Genomic DNA, 17,783 nt, shown 5'->3' with positions numbered 1-17,783 from the left:
CCGTGCGCTTGAATACACGGCCACGACGGATCTGCCTGGTAGGAGTCGGCCTGATCGCTGGCTCCCTGGGGCTGGCACTCAAGCGCGCCGAGGCGGTGGAGACGATCACCGGTCTGGGACGCGGTCTCGACCGTTTGGCCCGCGCACAGGCGCTGGGGGCAATCGATCGCTACACCACCGATCCCGGCGAGGCCATCGAGGACGCGGATCTTGTCGTCCTCGGCGTCCCGCTGGGGGCCACGGCCGGTGTGATGCGCGACCTGCGCCCCCACCTGCATGACGATCTCGTCATCACCGACGTGGGCAGCGCCAAGCGCTGTGTCGTCGACGATGTCGAAACCGCCCTCGGCGCGGCACCGCCCGGCTTCGTTCCGGGGCATCCGATCGCCGGGACCGAGCATAGCGGCGTGGAGGCCGCCTTTCCCTCTCTCTTCGACGGCCGCCGGGTGATCCTCACGCCGCTGGCCTCGGGCCGCGTCGAGGCGACGGAAGCGGTGGAGTGGCTCTGGCGGCAGGCCGGCGCCGAGGTTACGACCATGTCCGTGGCCCATCACGACCGGATGCTGGCGATCACCTCCCATCTGCCGCATCTACTCGCCTTCGGGCTGGTCGATATGCTCGCCCGGGACCCCGATCACGAAGAGATCCTCGGTTACGCCGCCGGCGGGTTCCGCGATTTCACCCGAATCGCCTCCAGCGACCCGGTGATGTGGCGGGATATCTGCCTCGGGAATCGCGAGGCCGTACTCGAGGCGCTGAGTCTATACCGCCGCGATCTGGAACAGCTCGCGGAAAAGGTCGAGGCCTCCGATGGCACCGGTCTGGAGGCGGTGTTCCGCAGCGCCAAGCAGACCCGGGACGCCCACAAACACGGATTCGAGCGCTGATGCATAAGCGGCGGTTCATTATCGAGCCCGGGGGGACCCTCAATGGCACGCTCCGGGTCCCGGGCGACAAATCGATCTCGCATCGCGCGGTGATGCTGGGGTCCATTGCCGAGGGGCGGACCGAGGTCAGTGGATTTCTCGAAGGCGATGACGCCATGGCGACCCTTGCCGCCATGCGGGCCCTGGGGGTGTCCATCGAGGGGCCGCAGGCCGGGCGCCTGAGCATTGACGGGGTGGGACGTTACGGGCTCAGGCCCGCGCCATTGGCGCTCGACCTCGGCAATTCCGGAACCTCCATGCGGCTTTTCAGCGGTCTGCTGGCAGGACAATGGTTTGGGAGCCGGTTGGTGGGAGATGCCTCACTGATGCGTCGGCCAATGCGCCGCGTCACCGATCCACTCGGCCGGATGGGCGCGACAATCCACACCGGTCCCGACGGGACGGCGCCGCTGTCGATCGAGCCGTCGACCGCGCTGCGGGGTATCGATTACGTGATGCCGGTGGCGAGCGCCCAGGTCAAATCGGCGCTTTTGATCGCGGGGCTCTATGCCGAGGGCCGGACCCGGGTAACCGAGCCCGCGGTCAGCCGCGATCACACCGAGCGCATGCTCAGGGCGTTCGGCGCCGATGTCGTGGTCGACGGGCCGCATGTGAGCGTGTCGGGTGACGCGCCGATGCGCGGCGGCTCGGTGGTCGTACCCGGTGATATCTCCTCGGCGGCCTTTTTCCTGGTCGGTGCCTCCATTGCCAGCGGCGGTTCGGTCACCCTGACCAATGTCGGGCTCAATCCAACGCGCACCGGGGTGATCGACATCCTCCGGCGCATGGGGGCACGGATCCATGTCGAGGCGGAGGAGACCGACGCCGGCGAACCGGTCGGGACAGTCAGTGTGGAGCCGGCGGCGCTGCGCGGGATCGATATTCCGCCCGAGCTCGTGCCCCTCGCCATTGACGAGTTTCCGGCGGTGTTCATCGCCGCGGCCTGCGCGACGGGCGAGACGAGGTTGCGCGGCGCCGAGGAACTGCGGGTCAAGGAAAGCGATCGTATCGCGGTCATGGCCGACGGCCTGGCGGCGCTCGGCATCCAGGCCGAGCCACAGCCGGACGGGATCCGCATTGTCGGCGGTCCGATTCGCGGCGGCAGGGTGGCGGCCCACGGAGATCATCGCATTGCCATGGCATTCGCCATGGCCGGACTGGCAGCCGATGGCCCGATTACGATCGATGGCTGTGCCGAGGTCGACACCTCCTTCCCGGGGTTTGTCGAGCTCGCGCATGGCGCTGGATTGGCGATTTGCAGCGAGGAGCAGGCGGGATGAGCGAGCAGTCGGCGGTGATGACGATTGATGGGCCGGGCGGTGCCGGCAAGGGGACCATCGCGCGCGAGGTGGCGCGGGTGCTTGGCTGGCATCTGCTCGATAGCGGGGCGATTTACCGGCTGCTGGCGCTGGCTTCGCTGCGGGAAGGGATCGATCCCGGGGATTCGGCGCGGCTTGCCGAGCGCGCCGGGTTGCTGGATATCGACTTCGTGGTCGAGGGCGATAACGCCGGAGCGGCCCTGCTCGAGGGCGAAGTGGTGGCGAAGGCCATCCGCGACGAGGCCTGTGGCGAGCGCGCGTCCGTGCTCGCTGCCGATCCCGCCGTCCGTGAGGCGCTGAAAGCCCGGCAGCAGGCGTTTCGTCAGCCGCCGGGCCTGGTCGCGGACGGACGTGACATGGGGACCGTGATATTCCCGGATGCACCGGTGAAGATTTTCCTCACCGCCAGCGCCGAGGAACGCGCCCGGCGTCGTCATAAGCAGTTGATGGAGCAGGGTGTGACTGCTAACCTCGATTCCCTCCTGCAGGAATTGCGGGCACGGGACGAGCGTGATTCACGCCGCGAGACCGCGCCGCTGAAACCGGCAGGGGATGCGATCACTATCGATACGACGGAGCAGTCGATCGAGGCGGTGATCGGAACAGTCATGGAGCAGGTTAACGCCTGTCTCCGCTAGGGAGTGCCGCAGGCGCGGCGCTGTTTTTTAAAGCAACCAAATGGATCGGCCTGTCGATCCCGGATCAAATCATCCCATGAGCGAAAGCTTTGCAGAACTTTTTGAAGAGAGCCTTGTACAGACCGACATGCGGCCGGGCTCCATTGTCACCGCCCAGGTCGTCGCGATCGATGGCGAAGACGTCGTCGTCAATGCCGGGCTGAAATCCGAGGCGGTCATTCCGCTGCGCCAGTTCACCAACGACAATGGCGACGTCGAGGTTAACGTCGGCGACGAGGTGGAAGTCGCACTCGACGCGGTCGAAGACGGTGGTGGCGAGACCAAACTGTCGCGCGAGAAGGCGAAGCGGGCCCGCGCCTGGCGTGTCCTCGAAACCGCCTACGAGGGCAGCGAGACCGTCAACGGCCAGATCAGCGGCAAGGTCAAGGGCGGCTTTACGGTCGATCTCGGCCATATCCGTGCGTTCCTGCCGGGCTCGCTCGTGGATATCCGGCCGGTCCGGGATACGACCTACCTCGAGGGCAAGGATCTCGAGTTCAAGGTGATCAAGCTCGATGCCCGCCGCAACAACGTGGTGGTGTCGCGCCGTGCCGTGGTCGAGGAGGAGTACAGCGCCGAGCGCGAGGCCCTGCTCGAGAAGCTGCAGGAAGGACAGTCGATCAAGGGCATCGTCAAGAACCTCACCGATTACGGCGCGTTCGTCGATCTGGGTGGTATCGATGGCCTGCTCCATATCACCGATATGGCCTGGCGCCGCGTCAAGCACCCGTCCGAGGTGGTCGACGTCGGCCAGGAGATCGAGGTCAAGGTTCTCAAGTTCGATCGCGAGCGCAACCGCGTGTCGCTCGGCCTCAAGCAGCTGGGTGAAGATCCGTGGGAGGCCATCGCCCGGCGTTACCCGGAAGGCAGCCGCGTGGTCGGCAAGGTCACGAACATCACCGATTACGGCTCTTTCGTCGAAATCGAGGAGGGCGTCGAGGGACTGGTCCACGTCTCCGAGATGGACTGGACCAACAAGAACGTCAATCCCGCGAAGGTGGTGTCGGTCGGCGACGAGGTCGAGGTGATGATTCTCGACATCGACGAGGAACGCCGTCGCATCTCGCTGGGCATGAAGCAGTGCCAGCCCAATCCGTGGGATGAGTTCGCTGCAACCCGCAACAAGGGTGATCGGGTGACCGGGACAATCAAGTCGATCACCGACTTCGGGATCTTCGTCGGTCTCGAGGGCGGCATTGACGGCCTGGTGCACTTGTCGGATCTGTCCTGGAGCGACACCGGCGAAGAGGCGATCCGCGACTTCCAGAAGGGCGAAGAGGTCGAGGCGGTGGTTCTGTCCGTCGACCCGGAACGCGAGCGCATCAGTCTCGGCGTCAAGCAGCTGGCGCAGGATCCGGTCTCCGAGTGGGTGGCCAATCATCCGAAGGGCACCGTGGTGACCGGAACGGCCAGCGAGGTCGATGCCAAGGGCGTGGTCGTGGATCTCGCCGAAGAGGTGCAGGGTTATGTCCGCGCCGCCGATCTGGCCCGGGATCGTACCGACGATGCGCGGTCGCTGGTCGCGGTTGGCGACGAGGTCGAGGCCAAGGTCATGGCGGTCGACCGGCGCAATCGCATGATCAGCCTGTCGGTCCGCGCCAAGGATCAGGCGGACGAGCGCGAGGCGCTCGAGGGCTTCGGGAGTACCGGTACGGCCGGCACGACCACGCTCGGCGATCTGCTCAAGGAGCAGATGGGCGATCGCGGTGACGACAACTGAGGCCTTTGTTCAGGATCGCGGGCCGGGCGCATCGACGTCCGGCCCGCGAGGGCTGTAGCGATGGTTGAAACCCCATGACCAAATCGGAATTGATCGACCGGATGGCGACGAATCAGCAGCAGCTGGCGCAGCGTGACGTGGAGCTCGCCGTCAAGACACTGCTGGAGCAGATGAGCGAGTCACTTGCCGGTGGCGAGCGTATCGAGATTCGCGGGTTTGGCAGCTTTGCGCTGCACCACCGGCCACCCCGTATCGGCAGAAATCCGCGGACTGGCGAGCCGGTATCCCTACCTGGCAAATACGTCCCGCATTTCAAGCCGGGCAAGGAGATGCGCGAACGGGTCGACGAAAAAGGCCGCAGTGCGGTTTCGGAGGGCTCATGAAGCGGTTGATTGTGCTGTTACTGGCACTGGTTGTCGTGGCCATTGGCCTCAGCTTCGCAATGCTGAATTCCGCCCCCATCACCCTCGATTTCTACATCGGCGAGTTGTCACTGCCGATCTCACTCTGGCTGGTTCTCGCGCTTGCCCTCGGGGTGTTGCTGGGGCTCGCCTCCGCACTCGGCATCCTCGCGCGTCAGCGCTGGCAGCTCAAACGCCTGCGGCGGGAAGCGGCGTCCTCCCGCGAGGAAGTCTCCGAACTCAGAAAGTTGCCGATCCGGACCAATAGCTGATCATGTGGCAACTGCTCTGGCTGCTGCTTCCGCTGGCAGCCCTCTCCGGCTGGTGGATCGGCCGGAAGTCGACAGCCTCTCGTCCCAGCCCCCCGAGCCTGCCGGCCGATTATTTCCAGGGACTCAATTACCTCCTCAACGAGCAGCCGGACCGAGCGATCGAGGTCTTTACCCGATTGGTCGAGGTCGATAGCGAAACCGTCGAGACCCATCTGACCCTCGGCAACCTTTTCCGTCGCCGTGGTGAAGCCGACCGCGCCGTACGTATACATCAAAACCTCATTGCCCGCCCCTCGCTGGCCCCGGACCAGCGGGCCGGCGCCCTTCTCGAGCTGGGGCGGGACTACCTGGCCGCCGGGTTGCTCGATCGTGCCGAGACCCTGTTCCTGGAGGCGGTGGAATTTCCCGATTTCCGTGTGACGGCACTCCAGTGCCTGCTCGATATCTATCAGCAGGAGAATGAATGGGAGTCGGCGATCGATATCGCCCAGCGCCTGCAGCGAACGGATGGCCGTAACCTGCAGACGGAAATGGCGCAGTTCGCCTGCGAGCAGGCCGAGCGGTTGCGGCGTCAGCATGCCGATCCGATGGAGATCCGACAGGTTCTGCGCCGGGCAATGGGTTTCGATCGTAACTGCGTGCGGGCGTCGCTGCTCATATCCGACCTGGAGCAGGAAGAGGGACGCTGGCGAGCCGCCATCAAGGCATGCCAGCAGGTCAGCGTGCAGGATCCGGATTATGTCCCGGAAATGCTCCCGCGCCTCGAGGCCGGCTACCAGGCCCTCGACGAGCGGCGGGTGTTTCGCCAGGAACTCAACCGCCTGTTCGAGAGGCAGCCTGCCGTCTCGGTCATCATCAAACTCAGTGAACTGATCGAAGCGGATGAGGGGCGGTCGTCCGCCGTGGAATTCCTCGCCACGCAGCTGCGGGCGCGACCGTCGGTTCGCGGACTCAATCGCCTGGTCGAGCTGAATATCGACGCCGGTGATGCCGATCAACGGCGACAGCGTGACCTCCAGGTTTTGCGCGAGCTTCTACAGGCGCTGCTTGCGAACCGATTGCCGTATCGCTGTGTGGAATGCGGATTCGAGGGGCGCCAGCTCCACTGGCAGTGCCCAGGTTGCCGCTCCTGGGCCAGCATCAAGCCGCGCCGCGGCCCGGAGGGGGAATGAACTCGACGCCTGATCTGATCGTGGCGCTGGATTTCGACAGCGCTGATGCCGCCCGAAGACTGGTGGATACGCTCGAACCCGGGAGTTGCCGCCTCAAGGTGGGCAAGGCGCTGTTTACGCGGGCGGGCCCCACGTTGGTTGAGGGGTGGGTGCGTGATGGCTGGGATGTCTTCCTTGATCTCAAATTCCACGACATCCCCAATACGGTCGCCGGCGCCTGCCGGGCGGCCGCGGACCTGGGGGTCTGGATGGTCAATGTCCACGCGCTTGGCGGTCCCGCAATGCTCGCAGCCGCCCGGGCGGCGATTGACGAGGGCGGAGCACATCGCCCGCTGCTCACCGCAGTCACGGTGCTGACCAGCCATGACCAGGCAAGCCTCGACGCCGTCGGCCTGCAAGGGACGCCGGCGGAGGCCGTGACGCGGCTGACCGGCCTGGCGGTCGCGGCGGGCCTGGATGGTGTGGTCTGCTCGGGGCAGGAAGCGGCGCGGGTGCGTGCGCAAACCGGCGAGGCGTTCCGACGTGTTACCCCGGGGGTTCGTCCGCGAGGGTCGGCGGCGGATGATCAGCGTCGGATCCTGACTCCGACGGATGCCATGCGTGCGGGGGCGACGGATCTCGTGGTGGGCCGACCGATTACCAACGCCGCCGATCCCGCCCGGGCGGTCGAATCCATCGCGAATGAGATGGCCGTCACAATGCAGGCCGCTGCCGATCGCTAGGCTCTGACACGTCATTTGCAAAGCACAGGAGCGTGTCATGACCTTTACCCGCCAACTCGGAACCCTGCTGGCCACCAGTCTCGTCGCCGGTGCAGCGGTTGCCAGCGAGGCCCCCATCAATGTCAACGAGGCGAGCGTTGATCGTCTCCAGCAGATCAACGGCATTGGCCCCGCGACGGCCAGGGCGATCATCGAGGATCGCGAACGGAACGGCCCGTTCGAGCGTATCGATGCGATGACGCGCGTCGATGGTATCGGCGAGGTGACACTGGATGGGATGCGCGAGACGATCGCGATCGAATAGCACCGCGTCTCCCTTCACGATTCACCCCGCGCAAGCCGGCACGCCCCTGACAGGTGCGCCGGCTTCGTTTACGCTTGCGGCAAGAATAATGATTGCTGAACAGGGAGAGTAACGGCCGATGGCAAGAAAAATCCGCAAAGCGGTGTTCCCGGTAGCGGGTCTGGGGACCCGGTTCCTGCCGGCCACCAAGGCCAACCCCAAGGAAATGCTGCCGGTGGTGGACAAACCGCTCATCCAGTATGCCGCCGAGGAGGCGGTGAAGGCCGGCATCGAGACCCTCATCTTCGTCAACGGGCGTAACAAGCGCAGCATCCCCGATCATTTCGACAAGGCCTACGAGCTCGAGACCGAGCTGAAGCAGTCCGGCAAGCTTGATCGCCTCGAGGCCGTCCGGAATATCGTGCCGCCGGAGGTGGCCTGCATCTACATCCGCCAATCCGAGGCGCTGGGCCTCGGCCACGCGGTGCTCTGCGCCGAACCGGTGGTCGGCGATGAACCGTTTGCGGTGATCCTTGCCGACGATCTGATCGATGACGAGGAAAAAGGCGGCTGCCTTGCGCAGATGGTCGCCCGCTATGACGAGCAGGTGGCGAGCATCCTCGGCGTGGAGCGGGTACCGCCCGAGCGCACCGACCGCTACGGTGTGGTGGATACCGAGGCGATCACGCCCCGCCTGGGACGGCTCAACAGTATTGTCGAGAAGCCCCACCCCGATGAAGCGCCTTCCAACCTCGGTGTGGTCGGCCGCTATATCCTCAACGGCAGTATCTTCGCAAAGCTCCGGCAGACGACACCCGGCGCCGGCGGCGAGATCCAGCTGACGGACGCGATTGGTGCACTGATGGCGGATGAACCCGTACTCGCCTACGAATTCGAAGGCACCCGCTATGACTGTGGCGACAAGCTGGGCTACCTGCAGGCGACCGTGGAGTACGGGGTCAAGCACCCGGACTTCGGCGATGCGTTCGCCGACTACCTCGACAAACGCAACGCCTGAGACTCGGGGACCATTCAGTGTGAGGTGCTCTCCCGGGGCGCCTCCTCGCGCAGGCCGATCCGCCTGAGGATTGCCATTGCCGGGCACCATCGGGTGAAGGCGGACTGCAGCAGGTTTGCGCCGACGAACGCCGTGAATAGATACCAGGCCGGGTGCACCCAGTTGCCGAGCGCAACGCTCAGCAGGATGAAGAATCCGGCCATTGCCCGCAGGCCTTCGTTTACCGTCATGGGTCTATCCTCCTAGAAGCTGTATCGAAGTCGAAAATACGCGTTGCTGTTGTCTTCCAGCTGGGTGTGGAACGTCCAGTCGTCCTCCCCGCCGAAGAGGTTGGCGCCGGCCGTGCCGGTCAGCCGGTCACCGAACCGGTAGGTAGCCCGCGGCCGGAAATAGTAGTCTTCATCCGAGGGCGAATAGAACGTGAACAGCGACAGCGTCAGGTCCTGGCGCTGGCCCTGCCAGGTGACGCGGTTCGTCAGCAGATGCCGGTACTCGTCCGGGGCGTAGCGGCGCTGGCCATTCGGCAGGGCATCGATCAGGGCATCGTGATCCTGCGTCCAGTCCAGCGAGTACTGCCAGCCCAGGGTGATATCCGAAAACGGCTCGTGCTCGTAGCCCCCCAGCCAGCGCCACTGGTCGTTGGGGAGGTCGGGATCCCGGCCGTTGCCGTCCTCGCCGTGGTAATAGGCCGTCTCCAGGTTGGCAATCCCTCCGAGCAATGGCCTGCGGACACTCGCTCCCAGCGATGACAGCCGCGGGAAATAGGCCTCGTCCGCGTCCCTGTCAAACGCACTCGGCTGCTTGTCATAACCGTGATAGGCATAGCCGGCGTACTCGACGCCATCAATCGTCTGGTAGAGGCGGAGCGCGAATTCGCTGTCCTCGCCGACCTGGTCACGGTCTCGCGGATCGATCTCGGGCGGTGCGGCCACGCGCCGGCCCGCCTGCGGACTGAAGTAGGAGAGCCGCTCGCCGGTGATGAACCGGTTGGGCGTGGCGCGTGGCATCCAGACGAAATCAACGTTCACGTCGCCGAACCACGAGAGCTTCACCGCATCGGTGGGTGCTTTCAGGTAGTCATCGCCGCGGCCACTGAAAAACGCGACATAATCCTTCGGGAAGAGATCGTTGAGGAAGACCAGGTCGCCGGTTCCCCAGGTGATGATCTGCCGGCCGAAACGGATATCGGTCTGCGGCGTCAGGCGGCCGGCAAGGTTTGCCTCGCGCAGATCGCCGCGACCGCCTTCTTCAACGCCATCCAGCCAGGCATCGGCTTTGAGCGTCGCGGTGTAATCGCCGAACTGGCGCTCACCCTCGATCTGCAGCCTCGTCTCGCCCAGGGTGTAGTCGTTGTCCACGGCCGGGTCATTCTGCAGACGCGGCGCGACCGCTCCCTCGATAAACCCGTACCACTGCCAGCCGGTCTGCTCCTGCGCCCAGGGATCGTCGCCCCAGTCGTCACCGCTCGACTGGCCAACCGCCGACGCCAGGGGCATGCCGGCAATGGCAAGGGTCAGGGCTATGCTGGTCCAGCGCATCGCGTTTACTCCCGCCGCAGCCAGTCACGCGGCGGATTGCGCAGCGAACGCTCGCTGAAGATCCGGCTCGGCAGACCGACGTCGTATTCGGAGAAACGGAACTGCGTCACGGTGTGGCCACCGCTATCCAGATCCTCCATACGCGCCTCTGTGCCGGTGGGGTAACCGTCAATCGTCTCCACCTCGGTGACCGTCATCCGCCGATAGACCTCGCCGTCCTCGCGCTGATACTCGGTACGCATCGGCAGCAGGGTCTCGCGGTCGATCCGGGTGTGATAGCGGGCGAAGGCGACGTTATCCGGATCCTTCGGCGTGCTCTCGATGACGTAGTAGTCCTCGGTGGTCTCGATCAGCGTGTGCCGATCCTCCTCGGTGCCGCGTCCGGAGATATCCTCGTAGTAGAAATGCGAGCCGACGAAGCTGGTGCGCTTGTCACCGGCGGCGATCCGCTTGACCAGGTCCAGGGCCGGCAGATAGAGCCAGCGATCATCCGAGTCGCCAACGTGCTTTTCCACGCGGAAGACGGTGCCGCGGATATCCGCCGGCCGGCTGAAGACCACCAGGTAGCGCTGGTCGCCGCCGTCGGCGACATCCTGCCGCAGCAGGGTGAACTGGCGACGCTGACGGCTGCCGTCGCCCTGGACGATGGTCATGCGTGCCGCCGAGCGTCCGTCTTCGCCGGCGTAGTAGGAGGCCTTGTTGGCCGCTTCCACGATCTCCGTGGCATCGGTCATCTGCGCCGAAGCCGCGCCGGCGGCAAGCCCTGCGGTCAGCAATAGCGTGAGTCCGAGTGTGTTTTTCATGAGGCGTTCTCCGTTGTGTGGCCGAGTTTCATGAGCGCGGGCAGCAGGATGATCGAGGCCAGTGCCGAGGCCGCCATGATGCTCGCGAGGAAAATACCGACGGTGTTGTAGGGCACCAGCGGTGCCGCCAGTAGCGGCAGAAAGCCGATGGCGATGACGATGGCGTTGCGGCTGATCGCCCGTGCCGGCTCGCCGAACATGTGCCGCATGCTCTGCGCGAAGTCGCCGGTCTGCCGGTAGTACTCGCGACTGCGCTCGATGAAGTGGATGGCGAAGTCCACCGACAGGCCCAGCGTGAGCGACGACAGGACCGCAATGGGCATGTCGTAGGCCTTGCCGATCAGTCCGATTACGCCGTAGATGACGGTGATCGTGACCGTGAGCGGCACCATTGCCAGCAGACCGAAGCGCAGCGAGCGGAACAGCACCAGCATCATTGCCGCCACCATCACCCAGGCGATGGCCAGGCTCTGGGCCATACCCTTGACCATGGCGTCCTGCCAGACGACGTTGATGTAGTTGAGCCCGCCCCAGCTCATGCTCACCCCTTCAGGTAGCGGGTTGGCGTCGACATAGGCCTGCGCCTGCTCGACCACCGCCTGCATGTCCTGATTGTCGCCACTGGTGAGCTGAACCCAGAGGTTCGCCGCCTGGTAATCGGGCGTGACCATGCGCCAGAGATCATGCGGTCGATGCGAGCCCTGGAAACTCAGAATGGTCTGTGCCACTGCCCGCCGGGATTCCGGGATGCGATAGTCCGCGTCCTCGCCGCTGCGCAGCTCGCGGTGAACGGTCTGCACCAGGTCGGTGAGACTGTTGACCTTGCCGACTTCCGCCGACTCGACGAGCGCGGCCTCGAAATCGGCCATATAGTCGAGCACCGCCGGGCGCTGGAAGTAGTTGAGGTCACCCCGGGTCTGATCGATCACCGTGAGCAGCTCTTCCCAGTAGGGCAGGCTTGCATCGCTGGCGTCGAACAGATGATCGGAGACCGCTGAGCCCAGCGCCTCGAGCTCGGCGTCGAAGCGCTCGGTCTCCGCGTAGGCCTCCTCCCGGATCTGCTCCCAGTCGCCCGCGATGGCGACGCCGTTACGATCGGCCTCGGCGAGCAGTTCTTCGACCTGCCCGCGATACCGCGCCGGCGCATCCTCGGCGACATCGGATTCAAGGCGCAGATAGGCGCTGTAGGTCCCGGCGAAATGCTCATTGAGCACGCGGTCGGCGACCCGGATGGGGTGATCGGACTGGAACCAGCGGATCGGATTGTCATTGACGGTGATCTGGCTGATGCCATAGAAGCCGATGACCATGGCGATGGCGAACACGCTCACTACCAGCTTGGCCTGGTTGACCGCGAATCCACCGATCGCCTGCAGTCCCCGGGCGAGGAGCGTATGCGCCGGTGCACTGCCCCGTCCGGATGCCTGTATCGCCTGCAGCCGCTCGGGCTTCAGGAACACCGCGTAGGCGGGGATAAAGATCACCGTGAGGACGAACGCGAGCAGGATCCCGGCGGCCACGAACAGACCGAATACCTGCACCGGCGGAATCGGCGTGAACGCGAGCGATGCAAAGCCGATACTCGAGGTGATCGAGGTATAGAGCATGGGCGTGAACAGATGCCCCATGACCTCCTGCATGGTCTCGCGGGCGCCGCGCTCGGGGCGATAGCGATCGGCGAACTCGGAGATGATGTGCACCGAGTCCACCACCGCGATGGGCATGAGGAAGATGGGGATCATCGAGCTCATGATATGGACCGTAAAGCCCATCCCGATCAGCGCCCCCATGGTGGTCAACACCACGGCGAAGGCCATCAGCATGGGCGCGACCACCAGCGTGACCGAGCGGAAGAAAAACCACATCAGCGCAAAGATCACCAGCGCGGCGAGCGGTGCGGAGATGGCCATCTGGATAAACATCTCGACGCCGAAGGTGTCCTCGGCCACCGGCAGACCGGTGATGTGGAAGGTGTCGTCGGTGTCGAGCGCGTCGATCGCCGTGCGGATCTCGCCGGCAATGCGATGGCTCTGGTCCTTGGCCTCGATGGGGACGTAAAGCGCGGTCGCCTCGCCATCGCTGGAGATCAGCGTGTCGCGGAACAGGGGCAGGTCGAGTGTCGCCTCGCGGATCCGGTCGGCCTGTGCCTGCGTCTCCGGCGGGCTGTTCATCATCCACTCGAAGCGGATGGTACCCGGGCCGTCCTGCTCGATGTTGTCCACCGTCGCCAGCGAGAGCAGATCACGGCGGATCACGCCGTCGATTTCGGCGATCTCATTGCTGAGGGCATGAATGGCGGACAGGGACCGCGGGTTGAATACCCCGGAGCCGGCGCGCTCGTTGACCACGCCGACCACGATCATGTCGTGGAGGTTGAACTGCTCCTTGATCGCGTTGTGGCGGACCCGGTCCTCCTGGTCCACCGGCAGCATGTTCTCCGGATCGGTATCGATCTGGATGAGCGGGATCAGCGCCGTTCCCGCCAGCGTCAGCAGCAGGGTAGCAAGGAAGACCGCGCGCGGGTGGTTCATGGCGAGGCTGGCGATCCGACGGCCCATGTCCGCTCCTGTTGGGTGAGTGTTGCGAAACTATATGCTCATACACTCATATAGTAAACATCTCGGGATTCCGTTAGGGTATGGATTCAAGGTTCAGAACACGGCAACGCAGGAGCGCTTCGATGGCGGACACCGACTCCGGGCAACCCGAATCGATGGAATCGATCGCCCATTACTTTCGTCTCCTCGGCGATGCGCAGCGTCTGGGCATCCTCCACTGCCTGCAGTCCGGCGAGCGGACGGTGGGGCAGATCGCGGCGATGACGGGGGCGAGTCCATCCAACGTTTCCAAGCACCTCGCAACGCTGCGCTCGAGTGGCCTGGTAGGGCGCCGACAGGCGGGTAACCGGGCCTATTTCGAGATCACCGCGCCGTTCATTTTCGAGCTCTGCGACATCGTCTGTAGCGGTGCCCACGAGCGCCTCGCCCGGGAGCAGGCGAGTCTGCCAACGCGCTGATCCGTTACATCGCCGCGAATTGCGGTATAATGGTGGGTTCTACGCAATGCAGCCGCCGAGGGACGTTGCGCATGGCCGATCATGTCGACGGTTCACCGCGAACCGAGTCCGCGATCCGCGTTGATGCCGCGACGAAGTCATTCGAGCGCGATGTCAGGGCTATTGATGCCGTGGATCTCGACGTCGGAGCCGGAGAGTTCTTTACCCTGCTCGGACCCTCCGGGTGCGGGAAGACCACGCTGCTGCGCCTGCTCGCCGGGCTCGAGCAACCCGACAGCGGCCGGATCACCATCGGCGGCCAGGTCATGGACGGAGTGCCGCCGCATCGCCGCAGCGTCAATACCGTCTTCCAGTCGTACGCGCTCTTCCCGCACCGCAATGTGCGCCGCAATATCGGCTTTGGCCTCGAGATGCAGGGTGTCGATCCGGCCGATATCACCCGTCGTATTCACCGCATCGCCGAGCTGATCGGCATCGACGCGCTGCTCGATCGCGAAGTGGCCCAGCTCTCCGGCGGACAGCGCCAGCGGGTGGCCCTGGCGCGGGCGTTGATCAACGAGCCCGATGTCCTCCTGCTCGACGAGCCCCTGTCGGCACTGGACGCCGATCTGCGCGGACGACTGCAGCTCGAGCTCAAACGCCTCCAGCGGCAACTGGGGATGACCTTCGTGTTCGTTACCCATGACCAGGAGGAGGCGATGGTGATGAGCGATCGGATGGCGGTGCTCAACGCCGGGCGCATCGCCCAGGTCGGCACGCCGGATGCCATCTACGAGGCCCCGGCAGGGCTCTTTGTGGCCCGCTTCATGGGCCACGAGAATTTCGTTCCCATTCACGGGCGCGACGCGGCGGGGGTGGATACCGCGCTGGGTCGGCTGGAGGGGACGTTCGGCGACGGCGATCACCTGCTCCTGCGCCCCGAGACGATTCGGCTCGATGACGAGGCCGAGACGGCCGCGAACCGGTTCGAGGCAACGGTGGAGGAGCGCCTCTACCGCGGCGAGACCACCGAGTATCGCCTCGCCTGCAGGGGGCTGCGGCTGCTCGTCACCTGCGTCAATCGCGGCCAGCCGGCGCACGGGGTGGGTGACAGCATCCGCATCGGGGTGTCGCCGCGCGGCACGGCCACCGTTTCGGACTGAGGTCGACCGGATTGTCCAGCCTGCGTCGCGACACTCGCTATCTGCTCGCCACCACCGCCCCCGGGGTGTTTTTCATCGTCGTCTTCCTGGTCCTCCCCAGTGCCTACCTGGTCGGGATGGCATTCCTCAGTAACGGTCCCTACGGCCTGCCAACACCGCCCGTCAGCCTCCAGGCGTTTCGCGAGCTCGCCGGGTTCGGCTTTCTGGGCTGGAGCCCCGGTAATCTCTACACCCTGATCCGCTCGGTCTGGCAGAGCCTGCTGGCGACCGCGATCGTCATCCTGATCGCCTATCCGGCGGCGTATATCATCAGCCGGCAACCGGCGCGCTGGCGTCCGCTGATGCTGCTCGCCATCGTCGTGCCGTCGTGGACCAACCAGGTCATCCGCTCGGTGGGGTGGATGAATATCCTCGCGCCCGGCACGCCGGTCTCGGACGTCGCGGTCTGGGTTGGCCTCACCGAGCCGCAGATGGGGCTGTTCCCGTCCCAGTTCGCGGTCATCGTGGGCCTGGTCTACAACTTCCTGCCGTTCATGGTGCTGCCGCTGTACGCCGCGTTCGAGCGCCTCGACACCGAACAGGTGGAGGCCGCTCGCGATCTGTTCGCCTCGCCGGTGGGGGTGTTCCGGCATGCCGTTTTCCCGCAGACGCTGCCCGGGCTCATGGCCGGGACCGTGCTGGTGGCGATCCCGGCATTCGGCATGTACGTGGTCACCGAGCTGCTGGGGGGTGGCAAGGCGAGCATGATCGGCAACCTGGTGGCGCGACAGTTCGTTCAGGCGAGCAACTGGCCGCTGGGGGCGGCCGGGGCGATCATCATGATCATCGTCACGCTCCTCGGGCTCAAAGTGCTGCGCGATCTGGGCCGGCGGCTGGGTGGTGACCGCGAGGTGCTGCTGTGAGGCGAGGTGCACTGAACAACGGGCTCCGCGTGTTCTGGTACCTGTTGCTGGTTTTCCTCTACGCGCCACTGGCTGTGGTGGTGTTCTTCTCGTTCAACGCCATCAACTCCTCGGCGCGCTTCGCCGGCTTCTCGCTGACCTGGTACGAACAGCTGTTCAGCAACGACGAGATCGTCGATGCCCTGCTCAACACCGTCGTGCTTGCGCTCACCTCGTCGCTGATCGCCATCGTCATCGGCGGGATGCTGGGTTACGGTTTCTACCGGTACCGCCTGCGGCGGCTCAGCTGGTTGATCTGGCTGATTTATCTGCCCATGGTCATGCCGGATATCATCTTCGGGATTGCCGAGATGATCTTCTTTATCGCCATCGATCGCACCCTGGGCATCCTGGCGCCGGGGCTGGGGACCATGGTGATCGCGCATGTCACCTTCCAGGTGCCGTTCGTCGCACTGCTGGTGAATGCGCGATTGCTCGCCCTCGACCCGCAGCTGTTCGAGGCGGCGCAGGATCTCTACGCCTCGCCGTGGCAGCGGGCGCGGTTTTTCCTGCTGCCCGTGCTCGGGCCGGCGATCGGCTCGAGCTTCCTGCTGGCGCTGACGCTGTCCATCGATGATTTCGTGATCAGCTTTTTCACCGCCGGTCCCGAGAGTACGACACTGCCGATCTATATCTGGAGCGCCATCAAAAAGGGCGTCACCCCCGAGGTGAACGCCATCGCGACGCTCATGATCGGCAGCGTGTTCATCTTCGCACTTATCAGTCTTTTCGCTCGCAAAGGGAGTACGCAACCATGACCCATCGCAACCTCGGAAAGGGCCTGCTTGCCCTCACCCTGGCCGGTGCGGCGGCTCCGGCCGCCGCGCAGTTCGAGGGCGAGACCCTCTATCTTTTCAACTGGTCGCAGTACATGGATCCGGCCATTATCGAGCAGTTCGAGGACCGCCATGACGTGGACGTGGTCCGCAACTACTTCAACTCCAACGGTGAGCTGTTCACCAAGCTGCAGGCCGGCGGCGACAGCCAGTACGACGTTATTGTCCCCTCCAACTACTACGTCCCGCGGCTGATCAACAGCGGGCTGGTCCAGCCCCTGGACCACGAACAGCTGCCCAACCTCGACAACCTGATGGACACCTTCCTCGACCCGTCCTTCGATCCGGGTAACGAGTACTCCGTCGCCTACCAGTGGGGGACCACCGGTCTGGTCTACGACCAGTCGGCGCTCGGCGATGCCCCCACCAGCTGGTCGGTGCTGTTCGACCCGGCGGTCAATCCGGATGCGCCGTTCGCGGTGCCGGAGGATGCCCAGGTCAGCCTCGGTGCGGCCTGCGCCTATCTCGGTCACGGCTATGACTGCACCGGTCGTGACGAGCTGGAGTCCGCCGCCCGCCAGGTCCTCGATGCGAAACAGCGCGACAACTTCGCCGGCTTCATCCAGGGCACGCCGATCCTGCAGCAGCTGGTGCGCGGGTCCGTGGATGCCGGGATGACCTTCAACGGTGACTACATCTTCTTCAAGACCGAGGACCCCGAGGGCTTCGAGGACATCGAGTACGTCATCCCCGAGGAGGGCGCCGAGCTGTGGGTGGACAACATGATGATCCCGGCCAACGCCCCCAACCCCGAGCTGGCGCATGCGTTCATCAACTACATCCTCGAGGCGGAGATCGGTGCGCAGCTCTCCAACTGGAACTACTACTCGAGCCCCAATGCCGCCTCTCTGCCCATGCTGGATGCGGTGCTCCAGGAGCCGCCGGTCACGCCCACCGATGAGGAAATGGACCGGCTGACCTTCACGCCCAGCCTCGAGGGCGACGACCTGCAGTTCCTCCAGCAGATCTGGCGCGAGGTGGAGGCGCGCTAGCGCCG

General features: G+C 64.9%; 19 protein-coding genes. 15 read left to right on the top strand and 4 right to left on the bottom strand.

Translation table 11 applies throughout. The annotated features are described in order from the left end of the window. The first annotated feature begins 2 nt into the window (after positions 1–2). From EV698_RS05390 to galU, 10 genes are all read left to right on the top strand, one after another. Positions 3–887 (top strand): prephenate dehydrogenase, encoded by an 885-nt coding sequence (locus EV698_RS05390; protein ID WP_130503103.1) that lies wholly within the window; start codon positions 3–5, stop codon positions 885–887. Beyond that, on the top strand, positions 887–2,206 hold the full coding sequence (gene aroA, locus EV698_RS05385; RefSeq protein WP_130503102.1) for a 3-phosphoshikimate 1-carboxyvinyltransferase: 1,320 nt from the start codon (positions 887–889) through the stop codon (positions 2,204–2,206). Before EV698_RS05390 ends, aroA begins: the two co-directional genes overlap by 1 nt. Beyond that, positions 2,203–2,883, top strand: a complete 681-nt coding sequence (cmk, locus tag EV698_RS05380) for a (d)CMP kinase (protein ID WP_130503101.1) — start codon at positions 2,203–2,205, stop codon at positions 2,881–2,883. Before aroA ends, cmk begins: the two co-directional genes overlap by 4 nt. A gap of 76 nt (positions 2,884–2,959) precedes the next feature. Next, positions 2,960–4,642: a 30S ribosomal protein S1 gene (rpsA, locus tag EV698_RS05375; RefSeq protein WP_130503100.1), complete on the top strand. Its 1,683-nt coding sequence runs from the start codon at positions 2,960–2,962 to the stop codon at positions 4,640–4,642. 74 nt (positions 4,643–4,716) lie between these two features. Next, positions 4,717–5,025, top strand: coding sequence for an integration host factor subunit beta (locus EV698_RS05370; protein ID WP_130503099.1), 309 nt, complete (start codon positions 4,717–4,719; stop codon positions 5,023–5,025). Beyond that, a complete protein-coding gene (locus EV698_RS05365; protein ID WP_130503098.1) occupies positions 5,022–5,315 on the top strand; it encodes a lipopolysaccharide assembly protein LapA domain-containing protein in 294 nt (97 codons plus the stop codon). The genes EV698_RS05370 and EV698_RS05365 overlap by 4 nt, the downstream gene beginning before the upstream one ends. Positions 5,316–5,317: 2 nt before the next feature. Then, positions 5,318–6,487, top strand: coding sequence for a lipopolysaccharide assembly protein LapB (lapB, locus tag EV698_RS05360; protein ID WP_130503097.1), 1,170 nt, complete (start codon positions 5,318–5,320; stop codon positions 6,485–6,487). Continuing rightward, positions 6,484–7,209 carry an orotidine-5'-phosphate decarboxylase gene (pyrF, locus tag EV698_RS05355; RefSeq protein ID WP_130503096.1) on the top strand — a complete coding sequence of 242 codons (726 nt, stop codon included), beginning with the start codon at positions 6,484–6,486 and terminating at the stop codon, positions 7,207–7,209. Before lapB ends, pyrF begins: the two co-directional genes overlap by 4 nt. A gap of 37 nt (positions 7,210–7,246) precedes the next feature. After that, a complete protein-coding gene (locus EV698_RS05350; RefSeq protein ID WP_130503095.1) occupies positions 7,247–7,513 on the top strand; it encodes a ComEA family DNA-binding protein in 267 nt (88 codons plus the stop codon). Between the two features lie 118 nt (positions 7,514–7,631). Next, positions 7,632–8,510 (top strand): UTP--glucose-1-phosphate uridylyltransferase GalU, encoded by an 879-nt coding sequence (gene galU / locus EV698_RS05345; protein ID WP_130503094.1) that lies wholly within the window; start codon positions 7,632–7,634, stop codon positions 8,508–8,510. A 14-nt stretch (positions 8,511–8,524) separates the two neighbouring features. Here galU and EV698_RS05340 read toward each other — a convergent pair whose 3' ends face one another. The 4 genes from EV698_RS05340 to EV698_RS05325 are packed head-to-tail and all read right to left on the bottom strand — an operon-like array spanning position 8,525 to position 13,409. Continuing rightward, on the bottom strand, positions 8,525–8,740 hold the full coding sequence (locus EV698_RS05340; protein ID WP_130503093.1) for a YgaP family membrane protein: 216 nt from the start codon (positions 8,738–8,740) through the stop codon (positions 8,525–8,527). A 12-nt stretch (positions 8,741–8,752) separates the two neighbouring features. Then, positions 8,753–10,048, bottom strand: coding sequence for a hypothetical protein (locus EV698_RS05335; protein ID WP_130503092.1), 1,296 nt, complete (start codon positions 10,046–10,048; stop codon positions 8,753–8,755). A 5-nt stretch (positions 10,049–10,053) separates the two neighbouring features. After that, entirely contained in the window at positions 10,054–10,851 is a 798-nt protein-coding gene (locus EV698_RS05330; protein ID WP_130503091.1) for an outer membrane lipoprotein-sorting protein, read from the bottom strand. Next, positions 10,848–13,409, bottom strand: coding sequence for an efflux RND transporter permease subunit (locus EV698_RS05325; RefSeq protein WP_130503090.1), 2,562 nt, complete (start codon positions 13,407–13,409; stop codon positions 10,848–10,850). The genes EV698_RS05330 and EV698_RS05325 overlap by 4 nt, the downstream gene beginning before the upstream one ends. A gap of 122 nt (positions 13,410–13,531) precedes the next feature. Here EV698_RS05325 and EV698_RS05320 point away from each other — a divergent pair, with 122 nt between their 5' ends. From EV698_RS05320 to EV698_RS05300, 5 genes are all read left to right on the top strand, one after another. Then, on the top strand, positions 13,532–13,867 hold the full coding sequence (locus EV698_RS05320; protein WP_130503089.1) for an ArsR/SmtB family transcription factor: 336 nt from the start codon (positions 13,532–13,534) through the stop codon (positions 13,865–13,867). Positions 13,868–13,938: 71 nt separating this feature from the next. Then, positions 13,939–15,009 (top strand): ABC transporter ATP-binding protein, encoded by a 1,071-nt coding sequence (locus tag EV698_RS05315; RefSeq protein ID WP_130503088.1) that lies wholly within the window; start codon positions 13,939–13,941, stop codon positions 15,007–15,009. 11 nt (positions 15,010–15,020) lie between these two features. After that, entirely contained in the window at positions 15,021–15,911 is an 891-nt protein-coding gene (locus tag EV698_RS05310) for an ABC transporter permease (protein WP_130503087.1), read from the top strand. Then, positions 15,908–16,708 carry an ABC transporter permease gene (locus EV698_RS05305; RefSeq protein WP_130503086.1) on the top strand — a complete coding sequence of 267 codons (801 nt, stop codon included), beginning with the start codon at positions 15,908–15,910 and terminating at the stop codon, positions 16,706–16,708. The genes EV698_RS05310 and EV698_RS05305 overlap by 4 nt, the downstream gene beginning before the upstream one ends. Further along, complete coding sequence (locus EV698_RS05300; RefSeq protein ID WP_130503085.1) at positions 16,705–17,778, top strand: ABC transporter substrate-binding protein; 1,074 nt, start codon at positions 16,705–16,707, stop codon at positions 17,776–17,778. Before EV698_RS05305 ends, EV698_RS05300 begins: the two co-directional genes overlap by 4 nt. Positions 17,779–17,783 lie beyond the last annotated feature (5 nt).

It is taken from the genome of Spiribacter vilamensis (assembly GCF_004217415.1).
Lineage (GTDB): Bacteria > Pseudomonadota > Gammaproteobacteria > Nitrococcales > Nitrococcaceae > Spiribacter > Spiribacter vilamensis.
This window is presented reverse-complemented; position numbering and strand designations above follow the sequence as displayed.

Coding starts and splice junctions, on each gene's coding strand:
- aroA (WP_130503102.1), top strand. CDS start 887: ATGCATAAGCGGCGGTTCATTATCGAGCCCGGGGGGACCCTCAATGGC.
- cmk (WP_130503101.1), top strand. CDS start 2,203: ATGAGCGAGCAGTCGGCGGTGATGACGATTGATGGGCCGGGCGGTGCC.
- rpsA (WP_130503100.1), top strand. CDS start 2,960: ATGAGCGAAAGCTTTGCAGAACTTTTTGAAGAGAGCCTTGTACAGACC.
- EV698_RS05370 (WP_130503099.1), top strand. CDS start 4,717: ATGACCAAATCGGAATTGATCGACCGGATGGCGACGAATCAGCAGCAG.
- EV698_RS05365 (WP_130503098.1), top strand. CDS start 5,022: ATGAAGCGGTTGATTGTGCTGTTACTGGCACTGGTTGTCGTGGCCATT.
- lapB (WP_130503097.1), top strand. CDS start 5,318: ATGTGGCAACTGCTCTGGCTGCTGCTTCCGCTGGCAGCCCTCTCCGGC.
- pyrF (WP_130503096.1), top strand. CDS start 6,484: ATGAACTCGACGCCTGATCTGATCGTGGCGCTGGATTTCGACAGCGCT.
- EV698_RS05350 (WP_130503095.1), top strand. CDS start 7,247: ATGACCTTTACCCGCCAACTCGGAACCCTGCTGGCCACCAGTCTCGTC.
- galU (WP_130503094.1), top strand. CDS start 7,632: ATGGCAAGAAAAATCCGCAAAGCGGTGTTCCCGGTAGCGGGTCTGGGG.
- EV698_RS05340 (WP_130503093.1), bottom strand. CDS start 8,740: ATGACGGTAAACGAAGGCCTGCGGGCAATGGCCGGATTCTTCATCCTG.
- EV698_RS05335 (WP_130503092.1), bottom strand. CDS start 10,048: ATGCGCTGGACCAGCATAGCCCTGACCCTTGCCATTGCCGGCATGCCC.
- EV698_RS05330 (WP_130503091.1), bottom strand. CDS start 10,851: ATGAAAAACACACTCGGACTCACGCTATTGCTGACCGCAGGGCTTGCC.
- EV698_RS05325 (WP_130503090.1), bottom strand. CDS start 13,409: ATGGGCCGTCGGATCGCCAGCCTCGCCATGAACCACCCGCGCGCGGTC.
- EV698_RS05320 (WP_130503089.1), top strand. CDS start 13,532: ATGGCGGACACCGACTCCGGGCAACCCGAATCGATGGAATCGATCGCC.
- EV698_RS05315 (WP_130503088.1), top strand. CDS start 13,939: ATGGCCGATCATGTCGACGGTTCACCGCGAACCGAGTCCGCGATCCGC.
- EV698_RS05300 (WP_130503085.1), top strand. CDS start 16,705: ATGACCCATCGCAACCTCGGAAAGGGCCTGCTTGCCCTCACCCTGGCC.